The 20461-nt window shown below is 60.0% G+C and carries 18 protein-coding genes; 12 read left to right on the top strand and 6 right to left on the bottom strand.

Features of this window, described 5'->3' with window-relative positions:
• Window positions 1–9: 9 nt before the first annotated feature.
• From HEP89_RS07055 to HEP89_RS07045, 3 genes are read left to right on the top strand one after another with little or no spacing between them, the layout of a single operon-like run.
• Window positions 10–711, top strand: coding sequence for a hypothetical protein (locus HEP89_RS07055; protein WP_062491117.1), 702 nt, complete (start codon window positions 10–12; stop codon window positions 709–711).
• 1 nt (window position 712) lies between these two features.
• Window positions 713–1459, top strand: coding sequence for a hypothetical protein (locus tag HEP89_RS07050; RefSeq protein WP_168691627.1), 747 nt, complete (start codon window positions 713–715; stop codon window positions 1457–1459).
• Window positions 1456–3291: a V-type ATP synthase subunit A gene (locus HEP89_RS07045; RefSeq protein WP_022999269.1), complete on the top strand. Its 1836-nt coding sequence runs from the start codon at window positions 1456–1458 to the stop codon at window positions 3289–3291. Before HEP89_RS07050 ends, HEP89_RS07045 begins: the two co-directional genes overlap by 4 nt.
• Before the next feature lie 84 nt (window positions 3292–3375).
• Here the strand turns inward: HEP89_RS07045 and HEP89_RS07040 are convergent, their stop codons facing one another.
• The gene (locus tag HEP89_RS07040; protein ID WP_022999268.1) at window positions 3376–4077 is read right to left on the bottom strand and encodes a nitroreductase family protein; all 702 of its coding nucleotides are present in this window, start codon (window positions 4075–4077) and stop codon (window positions 3376–3378) included.
• A 414-nt stretch (window positions 4078–4491) separates the two neighbouring features.
• On the opposite strand from HEP89_RS07040, the gene HEP89_RS07035 reads away from it, so the two are divergent.
• Together HEP89_RS07035 and HEP89_RS07030 are read left to right on the top strand one after the other, a co-directional pair.
• Window positions 4492–5487, top strand: coding sequence for an ABC transporter substrate-binding protein (locus tag HEP89_RS07035; protein WP_023014426.1), 996 nt, complete (start codon window positions 4492–4494; stop codon window positions 5485–5487).
• Window positions 5488–5614: 127 nt separating this feature from the next.
• On the top strand, window positions 5615–7906 hold the full coding sequence (locus HEP89_RS07030; protein ID WP_077291237.1) for an EAL domain-containing protein: 2292 nt from the start codon (window positions 5615–5617) through the stop codon (window positions 7904–7906).
• Between the two features lie 109 nt (window positions 7907–8015).
• Here HEP89_RS07030 and preA read toward each other — a convergent pair whose 3' ends face one another.
• The 3 genes from preA to HEP89_RS07015 all read right to left on the bottom strand — a co-directional run bounded on the left by preA (window position 8016) and on the right by HEP89_RS07015 (window position 11375).
• Window positions 8016–9329, bottom strand: a complete 1314-nt coding sequence (preA, locus tag HEP89_RS07025; RefSeq protein ID WP_022999265.1) for an NAD-dependent dihydropyrimidine dehydrogenase subunit PreA — start codon at window positions 9327–9329, stop codon at window positions 8016–8018.
• A 75-nt stretch (window positions 9330–9404) separates the two neighbouring features.
• Entirely contained in the window at window positions 9405–10751 is a 1347-nt protein-coding gene (locus tag HEP89_RS07020) for an NAD(P)-dependent oxidoreductase (RefSeq protein WP_055659228.1), read from the bottom strand.
• A gap of 369 nt (window positions 10752–11120) precedes the next feature.
• A complete protein-coding gene (locus HEP89_RS07015; protein ID WP_077291236.1) occupies window positions 11121–11375 on the bottom strand; it encodes a hypothetical protein in 255 nt (84 codons plus the stop codon).
• A gap of 501 nt (window positions 11376–11876) precedes the next feature.
• Between HEP89_RS07015 and HEP89_RS07010 the strand changes: the two genes are divergently transcribed.
• A complete protein-coding gene (locus HEP89_RS07010) occupies window positions 11877–12674 on the top strand; it encodes a creatininase family protein (RefSeq protein WP_077291235.1) in 798 nt (265 codons plus the stop codon).
• Between the two features lie 13 nt (window positions 12675–12687).
• Here HEP89_RS07010 and HEP89_RS07005 read toward each other — a convergent pair whose 3' ends face one another.
• On the bottom strand, window positions 12688–13623 hold the full coding sequence (locus tag HEP89_RS07005) for a LysR family transcriptional regulator (RefSeq protein ID WP_031268748.1): 936 nt from the start codon (window positions 13621–13623) through the stop codon (window positions 12688–12690).
• Window positions 13624–13801: 178 nt separating this feature from the next.
• On the opposite strand from HEP89_RS07005, the gene HEP89_RS07000 reads away from it, so the two are divergent.
• The 6 genes from HEP89_RS07000 (at window position 13802) to HEP89_RS06975 (ending at window position 19944) form a co-directional block, all read left to right on the top strand.
• Window positions 13802–14812 carry an ABC transporter substrate-binding protein gene (locus tag HEP89_RS07000; RefSeq protein WP_022999260.1) on the top strand — a complete coding sequence of 337 codons (1011 nt, stop codon included), beginning with the start codon at window positions 13802–13804 and terminating at the stop codon, window positions 14810–14812.
• A 154-nt stretch (window positions 14813–14966) separates the two neighbouring features.
• Window positions 14967–15725 carry an ABC transporter ATP-binding protein gene (locus HEP89_RS06995; RefSeq protein ID WP_208997862.1) on the top strand — a complete coding sequence of 253 codons (759 nt, stop codon included), beginning with the start codon at window positions 14967–14969 and terminating at the stop codon, window positions 15723–15725.
• Window positions 15725–16645, top strand: coding sequence for an ABC transporter permease (locus HEP89_RS06990; RefSeq protein WP_022999258.1), 921 nt, complete (start codon window positions 15725–15727; stop codon window positions 16643–16645). The genes HEP89_RS06995 and HEP89_RS06990 overlap by 1 nt, the downstream gene beginning before the upstream one ends.
• On the top strand, window positions 16645–17949 hold the full coding sequence (locus tag HEP89_RS06985) for a cytosine deaminase (protein ID WP_077291234.1): 1305 nt from the start codon (window positions 16645–16647) through the stop codon (window positions 17947–17949). The genes HEP89_RS06990 and HEP89_RS06985 overlap by 1 nt, the downstream gene beginning before the upstream one ends.
• A 2-nt stretch (window positions 17950–17951) precedes the next feature.
• Window positions 17952–19358: an FAD-binding oxidoreductase gene (locus HEP89_RS06980; RefSeq protein WP_168691626.1), complete on the top strand. Its 1407-nt coding sequence runs from the start codon at window positions 17952–17954 to the stop codon at window positions 19356–19358.
• A 4-nt stretch (window positions 19359–19362) separates the two neighbouring features.
• Window positions 19363–19944, top strand: coding sequence for an NAD(P)H-dependent oxidoreductase (locus tag HEP89_RS06975; protein ID WP_022999255.1), 582 nt, complete (start codon window positions 19363–19365; stop codon window positions 19942–19944).
• 21 nt (window positions 19945–19965) lie between these two features.
• Here the strand turns inward: HEP89_RS06975 and HEP89_RS06970 are convergent, their stop codons facing one another.
• Window positions 19966–20370, bottom strand: coding sequence for a Rid family hydrolase (locus HEP89_RS06970; protein WP_077291233.1), 405 nt, complete (start codon window positions 20368–20370; stop codon window positions 19966–19968).
• Window positions 20371–20461: the final 91 nt, after the last annotated feature.

Raw genomic sequence — 20461 nt, 5'->3', positions numbered from 1 at the left:
GAGGCGGCAATGTCCAAACATGACGCAGCAGACGACCTGGAGAACGCCGCAGGTGCCGGTGTCCAGGCGCTTATCGAACGGCTGAAGTCCGAAGGCGTGGCCGCGGGCCAGTCGGAGGGGGATGCCATCCTGGCCAAGGCCAGGGAAAAGGCGGAAACCATCGTTGAGGAAGCAAGGCAGAAGGCGGACAGTCTGCTGGCTGATGCAAGAGCGGAAGCAGCCAGGGAAAAGGCGGCGACGGAAGACGGGCTGAAGGTTGCCGCGCGCGATCTTGTCCTCAGCCTGCGCAATGAGCTGGGCGACCGCATTCAGCAGGAAGCCGGCCGGCTGGTGGCAACCACACTTGCCGACCAGGAATTCCTGAAAAACCTCATTCTGGCGATGGCCGCCAACGCAAAGGACAATGCGTCGGTCAGCGACGCTGAGCCGATGGAGATCGTCCTGCCGGAGAAGGTCGTCACCTTCGAGGAGTTGAAGCAATCGCCCGAGGCGGTCGAGCCGGGAACCCTCACCCACTTCGTGATTGCGCTTGCGGGCGAAGTGTTGCGGCAAGGGGTCACCTTCTCCACCGCACCGGGCTTTGACGGCATCAAGGTGAAGTTGACCGACAGGGACGTTTCCATCGATCTGACCGAAGAAGCGATCGCGACACTGTTGAAGCGGCACCTGCAACCGCGCCTCAGAGCGGTGATGGAAGGGGTGCTGCGCTGACATGAGCCGGCCGCACCAATATATCGCGCTGGTGTCCAGCCTGCCCCATCTTGGCAAGCTGTTCTCGCGCAAGGACGTGCCGATCTCGGGGTTCCGGTTGAAGCAGCGGCTGTCAATGCTGGAGCCCGCGCATGCGAGCCTGCTGCGCGAGATGGTAGAGGTGACGGCCTGGGCCGGTGTTGCCGGTTATGATCGCGACATCGATGTGATCCGGCGGGCAAACAAGGTTCTTGCCGATCTGGCTGCCTATCCGGATCTGCAACATCTTGTCGGGGCACGCATGGAAACGCGGACGCTGATTGCAGCGCTGCGCCGACGCCGGGATGGACAGGAAAGCGCTGGAGATATCGAAAACTGGGGCTTCGGCCGCTGGTGCGCACAGGTCAAGGCCAACTGGAGCGACCCGGCCTTCGGGCTCGGCCATTTCATGCCGTGGGTGGGCGAAGCTCACCAACTGATGCGGGCGGGCGATCACATCGCCATGGAACGTCTTGTCCTCACCCAGGTCTTCCGGCAGATGGGCCATTACGGCAACTTGCATGAATTCGATTTCGAGGCCGTTGCGATCTACGTGCTGCGCTGGGTGATCGTGGAACGCTGGTCACGCTACAACGAGGCAGATGCACGTGCCCGTCTGGCCACGCTCGTGGTGTCAGCCCTTGGCGGCAAGACGGATGACGGCAGTCAAGCCGGCCGGCCGGACCTTTTCTCAGACTTCACTTCTGCCCTTGAGGGAGCCCCTTCATGACGAGCCATGTTCAGTTGCCCGAACCGACCGCGGAAATCGTCGCCGTGCAGGACGATCTCGTCACACTGTCGCCGCTCGGCTCTGCCCCTCTCATCAAGAACGAGGTGGTCTATATTATCCCCCATGGTCCCGAACGTGATGGCAAGCCACGGGAATACCTGAAGGCCGAAGTGCTGCGCGTGCGCGGAAAGTCCGCTGAAGCGCAGGTGTTCGAAAGCACTGCGGGCGTGCGTGTCGGTGACAAGGTGATCCAGAGCGGCGAGATGCTGTCGGTTGCTCTGGGCCCGGGCCTGCTCAGCACGGTTTTTGACGGCTTGCAGAACCCGCTGGCCGATATTGCGGCCGAGCACGGCTTCTTCCTGCCGCGCGGGGTGCTCACCAACGCTCTCGACCAGAACCGCAAATGGTCGTTTGAACCCAAGGTGAAATCCGGTGACGTGGTCAAAGCCGGGGAAACGCTCGGCACGGTTCCGGAAGGCAGGTTCGAGCACCGGATCATGGTTCCCTTCGTCACGACGGGTTCCTGGACAGTGGACCGGATACGCGAAGGAACGTTCACCATCAACGAGGTGGTGGCAACGCTCAAGAACGATCGCGGCGAAACCCGCGACCTGACCATGGTCCAGCACTGGCCGGTTCGCCGGGCGATCCCGGAAGGGCTGGTCAAGGCCGGTCAGAGCGAGCGGCTTTATCCAAGCGAGCCGCTGATCACCACCTTGCGCCTGATCGACACGTTCTTTCCCATCGCCCGTGGCGGTATGGGCTGCATTCCGGGTCCCTTCGGTGCGGGCAAGACGGTGCTGCAATCGCTGATTTCGCGTTTCTCGGCGGTCAATATCGTGATTGTGGTTGCCTGCGGTGAGCGTGCCGGCGAGGTGGTCGAAACGATCACCGAGTTCCCGCACCAGCCGGATCCTTCCGGAGACGGCACGCTCATGGATCGTACGGTCATCATCTGCAACACGTCTTCAATGCCTGTGGCGGCGCGCGAGGCCTCGATCTACACCGGCATTACCCTTGGCGAATATTACCGGCAGATGGGCTATGACGTGCTCTTGATCGCCGACAGTACCTCCCGCTGGGCCCAGGCCATGCGTGAGACCTCCGGCCGGCTGGAGGAAATTCCGGGAGAGGAAGCCTTTCCCGCCTATCTCGACAGCGCCATCAAGGGCATCTACGAACGCGCTGGAGTGTTGCGGACCGCCAGCGGCGAGACCGGCAGTCTCACCATGATCGGCACGGTGTCTCCGGCCGGCGGCAATTTTGAGGAACCGGTCACCCAGTCGACTCTCGGCACGGTCAAGACCTTCCTGGGCCTCTCGTCCGAACGGGCCTACAAGCGCTTCTATCCGGCGGTCGACCCGCTGCTGTCCTGGTCTCGGTATCACATTCAGCTCAACGACTGGTACCAGAACAATATCGGCCCGGACTGGGTTCCCCGCGTTTCGGAGATGATTGAACTCCTGCGAAAGGGTGATGAGATCACCCGCATGATGCAGGTGACAGGTGAAGAGGGCGTCTCGACCGACGATTTCATCCTTCAGCAGAAGGCGCTCTTCCTCGACATGGTCTACCTGCAGCAGGATGCCTTTGACGATGTCGACGTGTCGGCGCCGCTCAAGCGCCAGCAGGAAACCTTCGATCTCGTCTACCGGATCGCCCGCACCGACTTTGCCTTTGACGACAAGGAAGCCGTCCGCAAGTTTTTCACCGAACAGACATCGCTCTTCAAGAACCTCAACTACGCCGCCGACGGCAGTCCGGACCGCAAGGAACTGCTGGAGAAGATAAAGGCCAATGTCAGCGCTGCCCCGACACATGTGACGGGGTGATCGCCGTGTATTGCGGGTGAGTAAGCCCCGGGCTTCGCGCTGTCCGCCCGGGGTGACGCGCTGGAAACGCACTTGGTTCTGAAGCTATTCCTGGTCCTCGAACACGCTCAGGATCTCTTCCAGCGGCTTCTTGATCTTGGCGACAGCCGGTACCGTGGCGTCTTCCGCGGGATGGCCGACGGCCAGGATCATGACCGGCTTTTCCGCTTCCGGGCGGTTCAGGATCCCGTTGAGGAATTTCATCGGGTTGGGCGTGTGCGTCAGGGTTGAAAGCCCCGCATGGTGAAGTGCGGTGATCAGGAGGCCGGTGGCGATGCCGACACTTTCGGGCACGTAGTAGTGCTTGTAGCGGGTGCCGTCGTCGAAGGTGCCCCAGCGCTGCGCGAAAATCACGATCAGCCATGGGGCGATGTCCAGATGCGGCTTGTCCGCGTCGGTGCCGATGGGCTCCAGTGCCTTGATCCATTCGTCGCCCGCACCGCCATCATAGAACTTGCGTTCCTCTTCCTCGGCAGCCAGGCGGATCTTGTGCTTCAGGTCGGCATTGGAAATCGCCACGAAATGCCATGGCTGGTGATTGGCGCCGCTTGGGGCCGTTCCGGCAGCGCGGATGCAGGCTTCGATGATGGAACGGTCCACAGGACGGTCCGAGAAGTGGCGAACCGTATGGCGGGTGCGCACATCGTCATAAAAGTCCTGCGCACGGGCCAGCATTTCCTTGTCGTCGTAAATTCGCCGGTCCGGCAGCGGCAACGGTTGGTAATCCAGGGCTGATTTGGAAATCATGTTTTTTGTCCATTTGCATTGCCGACCGGCGGATTCGCAAGGAATCCGGGCCGCGCAATCTCCTCCCACTATGCACCGTTAAGTATGGATCGACTGACCGGGCGTCAGGCAACTAAAAATTCGGCCCACCGGCTTCACAACTTGAACCAAGCCCGCCTATGCTCCTCTTTGAAACGCCAAATGGCCTTGATGAAAAAATAACCTTGACCAGTGACATGGCACCTTTCTAGATTTTCTTGACCAATTGGTCAGCACTGTTCGTTGAGAAGGCAAAATGCCCCGGCGTCCGGATGCGGCCAAACAACCGGAAGAGGATCAGGCGGCCGGGAACCGCTCCGAGGTCCGCACCGGTTAGGGTTTGAAGTTCCAGAGAAGGGTGAGTCCGACAGCGGCTCGCCCATAACCAGTAGGGGAATGGCAATGAAGGCATTGAAAAGTCTGGCGCTCGCGTCTGTCCTGGGCGCAAGCCTGGTGTCAGGTGCGGCCAACGCCGCGGACGAGCTGACACTGCAGCTTAAGTGGGTCACACAGGGCCAGTTTGCCGGCTATTACGTGGCCAAGGACAAGGGCTTTTACGACGAAGAAGGCCTGGACGTAACGATCAAGCCGGGCGGTCCGGACATTGCGCCGCCGCAGGTTATCGCCGGTGGCGGTGCGGATGTGATCATCGACTGGATGCCGTCCGCCCTTGCCTCGCGCGAAAAGGGTGTGCCGCTTGTCAACATCGCACAGCCGTTCAAGAAATCCGGCATGATGCTGACCTGCCTGAAGGAAACCGGCATCACCTCGCCGGAAGACTTCAAGGGCCGGACACTCGGCGTCTGGTTCTTCGGTAACGAATATCCGTTCCTGTCCTGGATGAGTCAGCTCGGCATTCCGACCGACGGTGGCGACGAAGGCGTGACCGTCCTGAAGCAGGGCTTCAACGTCGATCCGCTGCTGCAGAAGCAGGCCGACTGCATCTCCACCATGACCTACAACGAATATTGGCAGGTCATCGATGCCGGCATTCCGGAAGAAGACCTGATCGTCTTCAAATACGAAGACCAGGGTGTCGCCACGCTGGAAGACGGTCTCTACGTTCTGGAATCCAGCCTGGACGACCCGGCAATGGTCGACAAGCTCGCCCGCTTCGTGAAGGCCTCCATGAAGGGCTGGGCCTATTCCGCCGAAAACCCGGAAGAAGCTGCTGAAATCGTTCTGGAAAACGACGCCACTGGCGCGCAGACAGAAAAGCATCAGATCCGCATGGTCGGCGAAATCAACAAGCTGGTTGATGGATCTGACGGCAAACTGGACATGTCTGCCTATGAGCGCACCGTGAAGTCCCTCCTGTCCGGCGGGTCCGACCCGGTCATCACCAAGGAGCCGGAAGGCGCCACCACAACGGTCGTCACCGACAAGATGTAACGTCAATCGGGCAGCCGGGGCGGAAATTGTTCCGGCTGCCTTTGCCTCATGCCTGCCAAGGCACTAAAAATTAAAGGTTTGAACCCAGACTGCTTCGCTGACAAAAGCTTGGGATTTTGAAAGCGAAATGCGCGATCTGTCTGGAAAAACAGACAAATTCGACCTGGTTCATTCCGCGGCGGAGACAGTATCCGACGAACCGCGCCGGATGACCGCGGGCGTTTTCGGCATTTCTTCCAGCCTCGTCATCATTTTGATGTTCTGCGCGGTGATTTTTTCTTTCGGCGCCGTGCTGTTCAAGGTGCTGGTCGCGGAGCGCGAAGCTGCGATGCGGGAGACCAAATCAGTCGCGCGTGTCTTCCAGAACCACAAGCAGTTGCTGTTGCGTGAAATGGAGCGCTACGCCGCTTCCAACGCCGCCTATCAGAATATCGATACCAATCTGTCGCCTGACTGGATCGAGGCCAGGTTCGGCGTCGACATGGCCCTGGATTTCGCCCACGACTACACAGTGCTTTTCGGTCCGGACAGCAAGGTCCTCTTTTCTTCCAACTTCCACGGCAAGGAGAGAGCGGAAGACTTTTCCAAGAGCGTCCAGACGGGCATTACCGGCACGCTGGACAGCATACGCGGCAATTACGTCAAAGCCTTGGTCCGGTCAGAACCAGGCGAAGTCCGCTTCACCGGGACTTTGGCCGACATTTCGGCCATCGACATTGTCGAGATCAACGATCACCCCTTCATCGTCGCGGCCTTTGCGATCGTACCGGATCCCGGTGGGATCGAAATGTCCTTCGGGCCGCCGAACGTTCTCGTCAACGCATTCGAGATCGATGCGGCGCATCTCAGCAATCTTCTGTCCAGCCTCGCCCTCGATAATCTGAAATTCGCTTCGGAAATTCCCGACGGCATGATCGGTACTCCGGTTCAGAACGGGTCCGGCACGGTGCTTGGTTATCTCGCATGGTATCCGATGAGCCAGTCGTCGGGGATCATCCTGTCTTCGATACCGGTTCTCCTGCTGTCGCTCGGGGTCATTCTGACAGTGGCCCTGATTGCCCTCCGGCAGAATGCCAACGCCAGGGCACGGCTGGCAGCCCGTGAACAGGAAGCCCGTTACGCCGCCAATCACGATTCCCTGACAGGCTTTGTCACACGCGGATATTTCCACGCCACAGCCACGAAGAGGCTGGCCTTGCGCAAGGATCAGCAGCGTGGCGCCTGGATCATTTATCTCGACGTCGACAACCTCAAGCAAGTGAACGACATCTACGGTCACACCGTGGGCGACAGCCTGGTGGTCGCTCAGGCCGAACGCATCAGATCGGTGCTCGGCCCGTTCGACCTGGTCGCGCGCAGCGGTGGCGATGAATTCCTGATCCTGACGGAGCGTTGGGAAACACCGGAGCAAGCCGTTGAGGAAGCAGGCAAGCTGTTTGAAAAGCTGCGGCAGCCGTTCGACTATGAAGGCAAGCGCATTGAAACGTCCGTAAGCGCGGGTATTGCCCGCTTCCCGGACCACGGCCAGACACTGACAGGCCTTGTTCGCGCTGCCGATATCGCCCTGCAGCGCTGCAAGATGGAGCAGAAAAGCTCGTTCCGGATTTACGACGAGCGGATGGACGACCTTCTGCGCGAGCGGCGCGAGATCCGTGTGGATCTTGATTCAGCCCTGCGCGAAGAGCAATTCGACCTGTTCTATCAGCCGATCGTTGACGCCCGGTCGGGCGAACTGGCCTTCTATGAAGCCCTGATCCGCTGGCGGCATCCAAGCCGCGGCCTGGTGCCGCCTGCGATGTTCCTGCCGGTTGCCCAGGATGCTGGACTGATGCCTGTGATCGGTGCCTGGGTGCTGGAGCGGGCGCTTCACGATGCCTGCAGCTGGATGCAGACCGGCGTGTCGGTCAATGTCTGCACAAGCCAGATCCAGGCCGCAGGTTTCGCGGACAAGGTCGAGGCACTGCTGCAGAAATACGACTTTCCTCCGGAAAGGCTTGTTCTCGAAATCACCGAGGACCTGATGCTGGAGGAAAGCGCGCAGACGCGGAACACCATTCTCAAGCTGCGCGATCTTGGCGTCGGGCTTGCCATTGACGACTTCGGCACCGGATTTTCCAGCCTGAACTACCTGCACAAGTATCGCTTCGACAAGATGAAGATCGACCGCAGTTTCGTGTCGCGTATCGGCGAGGACGAGGAAGCGGACATGGTCGTCCGCTCCATGCTCAGCCTTGCCCGGGTAATGGGCATGCAAAGCGTCGGCGAAGGGGTCGAGACGGAAGCACAGCGCGACTTCCTGGTGGAGGCGGGTTGCGAGTTCCTGCAGGGCTATCTCTTCGACAGGCCACTGCCCTTCAACGAGTTGATGCCGCCTGATCCTTTGTCGCAGATGGAAGGCATCCGTCGGGCCGGCGGTTGATCTGCCTGCTTGCGACAATCCCTTTCAAGGTTCCTAGCCTGAAAAGCGAACAAAAAACGCGGGCAAGGGAGGATCCTGCCCGCGTTGAAGGTGACCGCCGGAGCTTTGCCTATTCGGCTGCTTCCTTGACGGCCATCGGGTTGTTCGGGTGCGTCGTCCAGTTGGCGTAGTCTTTTTCGACAGGCTTCTTGGTGCGCGGATCGATGCTGCCGGCCTCCATGGGTTCCATGGTGATGCAGCCTTCGATCGGGCAGACATTGACGCACAGGTTGCAGCCGACGCATTCCTCGTCGATCACCTCGAACTTGCGAACGCCGTCCACCATGTTGGTGATCGCCTGGTGGGACGTGTCCTCACAGGCGATGTGGCAGCGGCCGCATTCGATGCAAAGATCCTGATCGATCTTGGCCTTGGCGATGTAGTTGAGGTTGAGGTACTGCCAGTCGGACACATTCGGCACCGCGCTGCCGACAAACTGGTCGACGGACGTATAGCCCTTGGTGTCCATCCAGTCGCTGAGGCCTTCGATCATGTCCTCGACAACGCGGAAGCCATAGGTCATTGCGGCCGTGCAGACCTGCACAGAGCCTGCGCCAAGCGCCATGAACTCGGCCGCGTCACGCCAGGTGGTCACGCCGCCGATGCCGGAGATCGGCAATCCGTGGGTCACCGGGTCGCGGGCGATTTCGGCAACCATGTTGAGTGCAATCGGCTTTACGGCCGGGCCGCAATAGCCGCCGTGCGCACCCTTGCCGTCGACAGAAGGAGACGGCGACATGATGTCGAGGTCGACACCCATGATCGAATTGATGGTGTTGATCAGCGAGACAGCGTCAGCTCCACCAGCCTTGGCGGCCTGCGCCGGCTTGCGGACATCGGTGATATTCGGCGTCAGCTTCACGATGCATGGCATGCGCGAATGCTGTTTCACCCAGCGGGTGACCATCTCGATGTATTCCGGCACCTGGCCGACGGCGGAGCCCATGCCGCGCTCGCTCATGCCGTGCGGGCAACCGAAGTTCAGTTCGACACCGTCGGCTTCGGTTTCTTCGACGCGGCGGAGGATGTCGATCCAGTTCTGTTCCTCGCAAGGCACCATCAGCGAGACGACGAGCGCCCGGTCCGGCCAGTCGCGCTTCACCTGCTTGATCTCGCGCAGGTTCACTTCCAGCGGACGGTCGGTGATCAGTTCGATGTTGTTGAGGCCGATCAGCTGCCGGTCCTTGCCATGGATCGCGCCATAGCGCGGACCGTTGACGTTGACCACCGCCGGATCTTCCCCAAGCGTCTTCCAGACGACGCCACCCCAGCCGGCCTTGAAGGCCCGGACGACGTTATATTCCTTGTCCGTCGGCGGCGCGGATGCCAGCCAGAACGGGTTCGGCGATTTGATGCCGATAAAATCAGTACGCAAGTCAGCCATGGTGGCTCTCCCTCAAATCGGTGGCGCCGAGCGCGTCAGCTGCTGTCGGGCGCTCAGGTTTCAGGCGCGCAAGTCTCAGGCGGTCAGGGCAGCGTTAATGCTCTCGGCGGCAATCTTGCCATCCTCGACAGCGGCAACCGTCAGGTCTTCACCGCCCAGCACGCAGTCGCCGCCCGCCCATACATCGGCAAGGCTGGTCTTGCGGTCCGCATCAACCACGATGCGACCCTTTTCAAGGGACAGCGCATCGCCGAGATCCGCTTGCACCAGGGTCTGGCCAACGGCCTTGAACACCATGTCCGCAGGCAGGGTGATGACTTCGCCGGTACCGGTCAGGGAACCATTCTGCTCCTGGGTCCGCTCCAGTTCAATCGCGGTAATCGCACCGTTTTCACCGACTAGACCCTTCGGCTGGGCCCAGGTCATGATCCGGACGCCGCTGGTCTGGGCCAGCTGCTGTTCGTATTCGGAGGCGTTCATCCGGTCCTGTCCGCGGCGATAGGCGATCGTGACGTCTTCGGCGCCCAGCAGTTTGGTCTGGACCGCAATGTCGACCGCAGTCATGCCGCCGCCGATCACCACGATGCGCCGGCCAACCGGAAGCTCGGAAAGATCCTTCGACTGACGCAGGTCGGCAATGTAGTCGACGGCATCGATCGAGCCGCTCTTGTCTTCGCCTTCAAGGCCAAGCGCATTGACGCCGCCAAGGCCGATGCCGAGGAACACGGCATCATATTCGGCACGCAGGGTCGCAAGATCCAGATTGGTGCCGAGGCGCATTCCGGTCCGGACTTCGATACCGCCGATGGACAGGATGAAATCCACTTCCCGCGCGGCAAAGTCGTCGACCGACTTGTAGGAGGCGATACCGTATTCGTTGAGGCCGCCGGCTTTTTCGCGGGCATCGAACAGGGTGACGTCGTGACCGTGCACCGCCAGCCGGTGGGCGCAGGAAAGACCCGCAGGTCCGGCGCCGACGACGGCAACCTTCTTGCCGGTTGCAGCAGCGCGCGTGAACGGCGTCGAGCTGAACTCCGACATGAAGTGATCAGTCGAATACCGCTGCAACTCGCCGATCTTCACCGGCTTGCCTTCGGCAACTTCGCGCACGCAGACCTGTTCACACAGTGTCTCGGTCGGGCAGACGCGGGCACACATGCCGCCCAGAATATTCTGGGCGAAAATGGTTTTCGCGGCCCCGGTCGGGTTCCCGGTCGAGATCTGGCGAATGAACTGCGGAATGTCGATGCTGGTCGGGCATGCCTGCATGCAAGGGGCGTCGTAGCAGAAGTAGCAACGGTCGGCTTCGACCTGCGCTTCGTGCTGGTCCAGCAGCGGGTGCAGGTCGCTGAAATTCTCAGCGTATGCGTCCTCAGGCAAGCGCCCGGCGGCAATGTCCGGGCCGGCTTTGGTCTGGGTCATGGAGATCTCCGGAAGGTTGGCGATCGTTTTCAAGGTGGCTTCCTTCGTTTGATGAGGAGGCTCAGGAATGCATTGGAAGAAAATTTGAACAGTTAGTCAAATTTTTTTTGGAATGATTAAAAACTTGAGGGAAAAAATCAGCAATAAAATTACCGGAAAAACAGCACCTTAACGCAAAAAAGGCGCTGTGATGAAATTTGCGCCATGGCGCAAAATCTGGCCTGACAGCTGCCTGTCACGGTGTATTGGCGGGGAAAACAGGACAGATCAACGCGCTCGCACGCCAAAGAGCTCCGGCGCACCTGTGTGCACCAGAGTTAAAGCGGCCGCCAGGCAAACTGGTAGCGTTGGTTCCGGAACCGCGTCCGGTTAGTGCGAGTGGTGTGACAGGCGCAGGGGCGCTGTCTGACGGGGGCTTTGAACCCGTCCGGCCACATTCTGGACCGCGAGCACAAGACTGACTGCAACAAGAGTCGCAGGCCACAAGATCGATGTGACCAGAACTCCCAGCAGCCGCTTTGGTGTGCTCAGTCCGCTATCAAGCAATTCCGCAGACGACAGGATCAGAAACACCAGCGTAACGGCGCCATAGAGGACGGCTCCCATGAAGAACAGGAGATACATGTCGGTTACCCACCTTACATTTTACCCAATGCCGCATCCCGAGCCTCAATGCGGCGTCCTACCTCGCATATCACAAGGCAAATCTTTGGTGTAAATGTGGCCGTTTCGCTTCTGGGTAGGCATAGGTGCGCCCAAACTTTCGCCATCCAGGTCGGGCGGGTTAACCCGGAATGCAGCGCATCTCCTTGGGGAACTCCCGCTAACTGCATGGTTAACAAAAGGTTTCAGGATTTGCAGTGGCGGGAAAATGACCGGTTTCAGCCTGTTTTCGGAACCCTGCGCCTGTGGACATGTTTGTGGACAGAAAAGGAAAATATTTTTCGATTGAGTACAAAGTGGCGGACGGATGTCGCCATATTTTGCTCCGGGTCGGTAAAGGGCTTGAAACCCACTGCACACAAAAAGGCAGCGGGCTGAAGACATAATGATGCTTTTCAAGTGTCGCCGACTTGCCTACGCCAAACAGGAACGCATCACGGCAACAAAGTTGGGGCAGCGCCGATGGCCAAGCATTTTTTCTGGAACGAATTGAATGCCTCGGATTTCGCGGCGCTTGATCCCGAGCGAACCATCGCAATCCTGCCGACCGCCTCGACCGAGCAACATGGCCCGCATCTGCCGATCGCGACCGATGTCGCAATCGCCCAGGGAATGCTTGCCGAAACGCGCAAACAGCTGCCGGAAGATCTCGATATCCTGGTGTTGCCTGTGCAGGAAATCGGCAAGGCGAACGAACATGTCTACGGCCCGGGAACATTGTCTCTCGGGGCTGAGTTGCTGATCCCCGTCTGGACCGCCATTGGCCAGAAAGTGTCGGAAGCCGGCATTCGCAAGATGGTGATCGTCAATTCCCATGGCGGCAACACCGACATCATCAGCATCGTCTCGCGCGAACTGCGCGTGCGTTACGAAATGGCTGTTCTGGTGACGCATTGGGGCCGGTTCGGCCATCCGGACGGCATGATTTCCGCTCACGAGTCCAAATTCGGTATTCACGGCGGCGAGGTCGAAACGTCCTTGATGCTGCATTTCCGGCCTGAACTGGTCCGCATGGACAAGGCCGAGAACTTCATCTCAAAAGCCGAAGAGATGCTGGTAAACTCCAAATACATCCAGCCGACGCCGCCCCACGCCCTGGCCTGGATCGCCCATGATCTCAACCCGGCCGGCGTCGTTGGTGATGCCTCCAAGGGGACGGCGGAAAAAGGAGCGGTGATCAGTGCTCATCAGGCCGCCGGTTTCATTGAGATGCTGCGTGACTTCACAGCCTATTCACTGACCAACCTGTATAAGCCATAACGATCTTCGGATCTTAAACGGGCAGGTTGCCTTCCCGTTGCAATTCCTCCACCTGAGCAACGAGTTCCTGCAGCAGGAATTCGACGAACAGGCTCGTTGCCGCGTCCATCGAGGCTCGCGCCCGAGTAAACAGCTTCATCGGCTGGTGATGTGTCCGGGCAACGTTCAGTGGTCGGAAAACAAGCTCGCCCCGCCGGCATTCGGCCAGAACGTCCAGCGGATTGAGCAGGCTGATGCCGATGCCGCGCCGGACAAGCTGGCGAACCGTTTCCGAGGAGTTCGTTTCCAGGATCGGCTCCACCGGGATCGGCACGGACGACAGCACCAGATTGATCACGTCCCGCAGGCTGGTTCCCGATTGGGCCAGTACCAGACGCTCCTGAACCACATCCACGAGATCGACCGGCCCGGTTTCCTGCGCCAGCTTGTGTCCGGGCGGAACCACCGCACCAATGGGAATGTCGAAGGTGGCCAGCGTCCGCAGGCCCGGCGTTGCGGCAATGTTGAAGCCGAGGCCGATGTCGACTTCGCCTGTCAGGACCGGATTGATGGTCGTCGTGCCGCCGTCACTGCGCAGCTTGATGTGAACGCGCGGGTTCTTCTCGATGAACTTCGCGATGATTTCCGACAGCGGTCCCGAGGCGAGGCCGACGGTCGTCACCAGCGAAACCTGGCCGGCCTGCGGCATTTTCAGCGCCCGGATCCGGGTCTCTAGCCTGGCATAGTCTTTCAGAACGCCCCGGATATGTTCAACGCACAGCTCTCCAGCCGCGGTAAGCCGCAGCCCGCGCGGCAGGCGCTCGAACAGCGGAACGCCGAATTCCTCTTCCAGGGCAAGGATTTGCCGGTTGATGGCGGAGGACGACACATTCAGCCGATCAGCGGCCTTCCGAATGGAACCGCAGCGCGCGATCTCGTCCAGATAGAGCAGCTTGCGGGAGTGGAGCAGGGCCAAGAAGTGCCTCCTTTTTGTGCATGCGGCACAATTGATCGTCAGAAAAGATAGCGATGACAATAAGGCATCACTGCAGGCGAATTTTGATGCTTTTCAACGTGCGCTGCAAGGGATCAAATATTTTCGGAAATGTGCGGTTTCACGGTAGTTTTGTTTTACTGGAGGGTACGAAATGACAGTTTTCCCATCTGCGAAGACGCTTCTCGCAGCGGTTCTTCTCACCGGAACCGCCACTCACCAGGCATTGGCGCTGGATGAGGTAAGCTACGGCACCAACTGGCTTGCCCAGGCGGAACACGGCGGTTTCTACCAGGCCGTTGCCGATGGCACCTACGAGAAATACGGCCTGAAAGTCACAATCGCGCCGGGCGGCCCGCAGGCCGCCAACGATGCGCTGCTGATTTCCGGCAAGATCGATTTTTACATGGGCGGGACGCTGAAGGGCTTCGACTATGTCAAGGAAGGCATTCCGCTGATCAACGTCGCCAGCATCTTCCAGAAGGATCCGCAGATCCTCGTGGCGCATCCCGATCAGGGCATCGACAAGTTCACCGACCTTGCCAAGCTTGAAACCATCTACATGGGCAAGGACGGCTACGTTACCTACTTCGAGTGGATGAAGAAGAACTTCGAAGGCTTCTCCGATGCCCAGTTCAAGCCCTACACCTTCAACCCGGCTCCTTTCATCGTAGATCCCAAGTCCGCGCAGCAGGGCTATCTGACCTCCGAGCCGTATGAAATCGAAAACCAGGCGGGCTGGGCACCGAAAGTGTTCCTTCTGGCCGATGAAGGCTGGACGCCGTATTCGACCATGATCACCACCTCCAAGGCGCTGGTCGAGGAAAACCCGGATCTGGTGCAGCGTTTCGTCGATGCTTCCATCGAGGGCTGGTACAACTACCTGTATGGCGACAACGCCGCGGCAAACGAGTTGATCAAGAAAGACAACCCGGAAATGACCGACGGTCAGCTCGCCTATTCCCTTGCGAAGATGAAGGAATACGGCATCGTGGATTCTGGCGACACGGAAGAGAAGGGCATCGGTTGCATGACCGACGAGCATTTCAAGGCGTTCTTCGATACGCTGGCCTCGATCGCCGTCGTGGATGCCTCTCTTGACTACAAGCAGTCCTACACCACGGACTTCGTTTGCAAGGGCGTCGGCCTCGACCTGAAGAAGTAAGGCCGGTTTGGCAAATCCATTCCGCTTCGCGCCACGGCGTGCGAAGCGGCCGCCTCCAGATGCAGAGTTGAGCATGGTCATCGCCGAACAGGGCAGCGCAGAAACGAAGACGCCGTCGGCCCGCAGTGTGAAATCGTCCCGCCCGCTGGTGGCGATGGATAATGTTTCGAAGGTATTCTCCAACGGGACGCTGGCCCTGTCCGGCATGTCCATGACGGTCCGGCCGGGAGAGTTCATAAGTTTGCTGGGGCCGTCCGGTTGCGGCAAGTCGACCGCGCTCAGGATCATCGCCGGCCTTGGCGGCGTATCGGAAGGCGAAATCGACTGGCCGAGTTTCCGCATCAACTCCAGAGGGCTGCCTGACGGCGACATCAGCTTCGTGTTTCAGGAACCGACGCTGATGCCCTGGCAGACCGTCTTCGGCAACGTCTACCTTCCCTTGCGCCTCAAGGGTGTCTCGAAGAAAGCGGCATCGGAACGGATCATGATCGCGCTGGAAAGCGTAGGCCTGAAAGACTTCGCCGATGCCTATCCGCGAGAACTTTCCGGCGGCATGAAGATGCGGGTCTCCATTGCGCGTGCGCTAGTAACCGAGCCCAAGCTGCTGTTGATGGACGAACCTTTCGCGGCCCTTGACGAGATCACGCGCCAAAAGCTGAATGACGATGTGCTGGCGCTCTGGAAGGCGACCGGCATCACGGTGATCTTCGTGACCCATTCCGTCTATGAATCCGCCTATCTGGCAAACCGGATCGTGGTGATGAAAGCCCGGCCCGGCCGCGTGCACTCGGACTTTCCCCTGCACACCAGCCTGGAGCGGGATGCGCAGTACCGTACCTCCGAGGAGTACAGGCAGGCCTGCGCGGAAGTCTCCGCCATGCTGTCGGAAGCCATGGGAGGCGAGGAGCACTGATGACCGCACCAGCAAACGAAACACTGGCCCCCGCCGACGTTCTGCAGGAACCAGACCGCGAAGCGCAGGTCTCGCGCAAAAGGCCTGCATCAGCAGCCAAGCTGCCGACAAAGGAAAGCGCTGCCGCTGCCAAGCGGCGGGAGCGTATCCTGACGGTTCTGGTGCCGATCTTCGTCATCGCAGGCTTGATCGCGCTCTGGCAGGTCATGGTCACCGTGAATGACATTCCGCACTACATTCTTCCCGGCCCGGGACTGGTGGTGAATTCGCTGATGTCCGACTGGCACATCCTGCTGCCCGCCCTTTGGGTGACGACCAAGATCACGCTTGCCTCCCTTGCCCTGGCGTTGATCGGCGGTGGCGGCATGGCGATCCTGCTTGTGCAGTCCCGCTGGATCGAGACGGCGCTCTATCCGATCACCGTTATCCTGCAGGTCACGCCGATCATCGCGATCGCGCCGCTGATCCTGATCTACGCGCCGTCGACGCAGGCAGCGCTTTTGATTTGCGCCTTTGTCGTCGCCTTCTTCCCGATCCTGTCCAACATGGTGCAGGGGCTGAAAAGCGTGGATCACAACCTCCTGAACCTGTTTGAACTTTATGGCGCCTCGCGCTGGCAGACGCTGATCTATCTGAAGCTGCCGGCTTCCCTGCCGTATTTCATGACCGGCCTTCGCATCGGTGGCGGTCTTGCGTTGATTGCGGCGGTCGTTGCCGAATTTGCGGCCGGATCGGCCGGTGCAGGCTCGGGACTTGCCTTCCGCCTTCTGGAATCCCAGTTCCGGCTCAATATTTCACGTCTGTTCGCAGCGCTGTTCCTGCTTGCCAGCCTGGGTGTGCTGATCTTCGCTTTGACGTCCTTCATCTCCTGGTGGACACTGCATCGCTGGCACGAAAGCAGCCTGAAGCGGGAAAACTGATGACACTCGACCTTCCCAAAACCGGCCGGTTCGCGCTGCGCACCGCAACCCTGCCCGCCGCAGTCACGCCGGGGTCGGCGCTCCCTGCGCGCGAGGGCTTGTCGTCGGCCGATCTGATCGTCGCAGACGGGCGCATTGAGGCCATCCTACCGGCCGGGGCAGCCCCCGCGGACATCGAAAGCGTTGATCTGCAAAGGCGCATGGTCTGGCCCTGCTTTGCCGACATGCACACCCACATCGACAAGGGGCATATCTGGGACCGGCAACCCAACCCGACCGGCGATTTCGACGGTGCACTTGCCGCCGTCAGGGCCGACCGGGAGGCAAACTGGACGGCCAGGGACGTTGAAATGCGCATGGACTTCTCCCTGCGCTGTGCCTATGCGCACGGGACCAGCCTCCTGCGCACCCATCTCGACAGCCTGGCACCGCAGCACCGGATTTCCTTCGAGGTGTTCGCCGACATGCGCGAACGCTGGAAAGACCGGATCGCCTTGCAGGCTGCCGCGCTGTTTCCGATCGATGCCATCGATGACGACGCCTATTTTTCCGACCTGGTGGAGGTCGTCGTGGCAAACGGCGGTCTGCTTGGCGGCGTGACGTTCCCGTTGCCGGATCTCGACCGCAGGCTGGATATCCTGTTTCGCACGGCTGCGGACAACGGCCTCGATATCGACCTGCATGTTGATGAGACCCAGGATGCCAACGTCCTGACGCTGCTTGCTATTGCGGAAGCCAAGCTGCGCAACGGGTTCGAAGGCGCCGTCACGGTCGGCCATTGCTGTTCCCTGGCGCGCCAGGACGACGACAAGGCCAAGGCGACAATCGACAAGGTGCGGGAGGCAGGCCTATCCGTCGTTTCCCTGCCCATGTGCAACATGTATCTGCAGGACCGGCACCCGGGCCGCACACCGCGTTCGCGTGGCGTCACACTGCTGCACGAACTGCGGGCCGCAGGCGTGCCGGTGGCCGTTTCATCGGACAATACCCGCGATCCTTTCTACGCCTATGGCGATCTCGACATGGTGGAAGTGTTCCGCGAGGCGGTGCGTATTGCGCATCTGGACCACCCGCTTGATGATGCGGCCAAGGTGGTCACCAGCCTTCCGGCCGACATCCTGCAAGTCCCCGAAGTCGGGCGGATTGCCGAGGGGTTGGGCGCCGATCTTGTCATCTTCAACGCTCGAAGCTGGAGCGAATTTCTGTCCCGTCCGCAGGCGGACCGCATCGTGATGCGGAATGGCATGGGCATCGACCGTCGCCTGCCGGATTATTCTGAACTTGACCCGCTGACGAAAGGCTGACCATGGCCGATTACGAGACAATCAAGGCCGAACTTGATGGCATTGCGGTTGAGGACAATCCGCGTCTGGTTCAGGCCAAGAGCCGTGACTTTTATTGGTATTCGCCGGTCCTCAAGGCCCAGCTCGACAACGTCACCGGAGATCTTCTGGTCTCGCCGAAAAATGAAGCGGAAGTCATAAAGGTTCTGAAAACGGCATTTGCGCACGGTGTGCCGGTCACGCCGCGTGGTGCGGGCACGGGCAACTATGGCCAGGCGATGCCACTGTCCGGCGGCATCGTGCTTGATATGTCGAAGATGGACGAGGTCAAGGAAATCGCACCGGGCCGGGTCGTCTGCGGTCCGGGCATCATCATCGCAAAGCTCGACAAGATTACAAAGGAACATTCGGGCCAGGAACTGCGCTTCCATCCTTCAACCGCGCAAACCGCGACCATCGGTGGCTTCATCGCCGGTGGTTCCGGCGGTGTCGGTTCGGTTCACTGGGGCGGCCTGCGCGACCTCGGCAACATCCTGCGCCTGCGCATCGTGACCATGGAAGCCGAACCCAGGGTGATCGAGCTGTCCACCTGGGACCTGCAGAAGGTCAGTCATGCCTATGGCACCAACGGTATCATCACCGAAGTCGAAATGCCGCTGACAACGGCCCATGACTGGGTGGACGTGATCGTCGGCCACGAAACCTTCATGGACGCGGTCGTCTTTTCCGACAAGCTGGCGCGCAGCAACGGTATTCTGCTGAAGGAAGTCGCCCCGATTGCGGCACCCATACCGTTCGATTTCTTCACGCGGCACAAGCCCTGGCTGAAGGAAGGCGAGGCGGTCACCGTGCTGATGGTGGCCCCGCACTCCATGTCGGCAATGCTTGCGCTTGCGGAACGGATGAAGGGCGAAGTGCGTTTCCGGTCGGACGAAGTGGAAAGCATGAAGGGCATTCCGCATGTCTATGAGCTTGCCTGGAACCACACGACACTGCGGGCGCTGAAGTTCGACAGTTCCTTCACCTACCTGCAGACGCAGTATCCGGGCCCGAACCACGTGGAGCTTGTGCGCAAGACCACCGAAATGTTCCCGGGCGAGATCTTCGGACACCTGGAGTTCCTGCGGTTCGATGGTCAGGTGCAATGTTCCGGCCTTCCCCTGATCCGCTACACGACGGAAGAACGGCTGGACGAGATCATCCGGCTGCACGAGGAAAACGGTTGCCGGGTGTTCAACCCACATCGCTACACCCTTGAAGAGGGCGGCATGAAACAGACCGACCAGGTCCAGCTCGCCTTCAAGAAGGAGACAGACCCGGAAGGGTTGCTCAATCCGGGCAAGATGATCGCCTGGGACAATCCGGACTTCGACTTCAATTCCGGCCAGAACTATCTTTTCCCGGGCCTTCAGGCCTTTGCCGAGGCCTGATCAGATGCGCGTACTTGTTCTCCATTCCCACCCGCAGGAGCACAGTTTCGGCCGGGCGCTCTATCACAAGACCTGTGAAAGCCTGGCGAAGGCCGGGCATGAGGTCGACGGCTGCAATCTCTATGAGGAAGGGTTCGACCCCGTCCTCTCCGCACGCGACAGGGACATCTATCACACGGTCCCCGACAACCGGGAACTGGTCGACAATTACTGCGAGCGCCTGCTGGCGGCGGAAGGTCTGGTCATCTGCACGCCGGTCTGGAACTTCGGCTTTCCCGCGATGCTGAAAGGTTACTTCGACCGTGTCTGGCTGCCAGGCGTTTCGTTTCATCTGGAAGATGGCACCTTGACGCCGACCTTGCGCCATATCCGCAAGATGGCGGCCGTCATGACCTATGGCGGCAGCCGGTGGCGGGCGTTTCTGGTTGGTGATCCGCCGCGCAAGGTAGTCAATCGGGTCATCCGGGCACAGATCAAGATCGGCGCACCCGTGAAATATCTGGCCCATTACGACATGAACAACTGCACCCCGGCCTCGACCGGTGCCTTTCTGGAGAAGGTCGGCAAGGAAATGGAGCGGTTCTGACACCGCTCCAGGCTGGCTGGGCTAGAACACCTTCGCCGCGGTCACTTCCACTTCCACCAGAAATTCCGGACGCGTGAAGCCACCAACCACCAAAAGGGTCGAGACCGGTTTCAGCGTTCCGGTGTAGCGGTCGCGGACAGCCATATAGTCGGCGAAATCCTCGCGCCGGGTGACGAAACCGGAAATGCGGATGACGTCATCGAAGCTCATCTCCGCTTCCTTCAGGATGGCGGCGATGGCCTCGAAGCAAACTTCGGCCTGACCGGTCACGTCCGGCGGAATCGTATCGTCCGGCCGGATGCCGAGCTGGCCGGAGGTTACCAGCAGGCTGGCGCCGGGCGGCACGTAAAGGCCGTGATTGTACTGCCCGAAGGGTGTTCGTACGGAAGGGGGATTGAAGGATTTCTTGTCGGTTGGACCGGCCATGAGCGCAGGTTCTCCAGAAATTGCATCTTGTCATGCATGTTCCGGCATAAGAGCCGGAAAGTCATTGAAAAAATGCAGCTTTTCTGAATTT

The sequence above is a fragment of the Labrenzia sp. 5N genome, from assembly GCF_012395805.1.
Classification (GTDB): domain Bacteria; phylum Pseudomonadota; class Alphaproteobacteria; order Rhizobiales; family Stappiaceae; genus Roseibium; species Roseibium algicola.
This window is presented reverse-complemented; position numbering and strand designations above follow the sequence as displayed.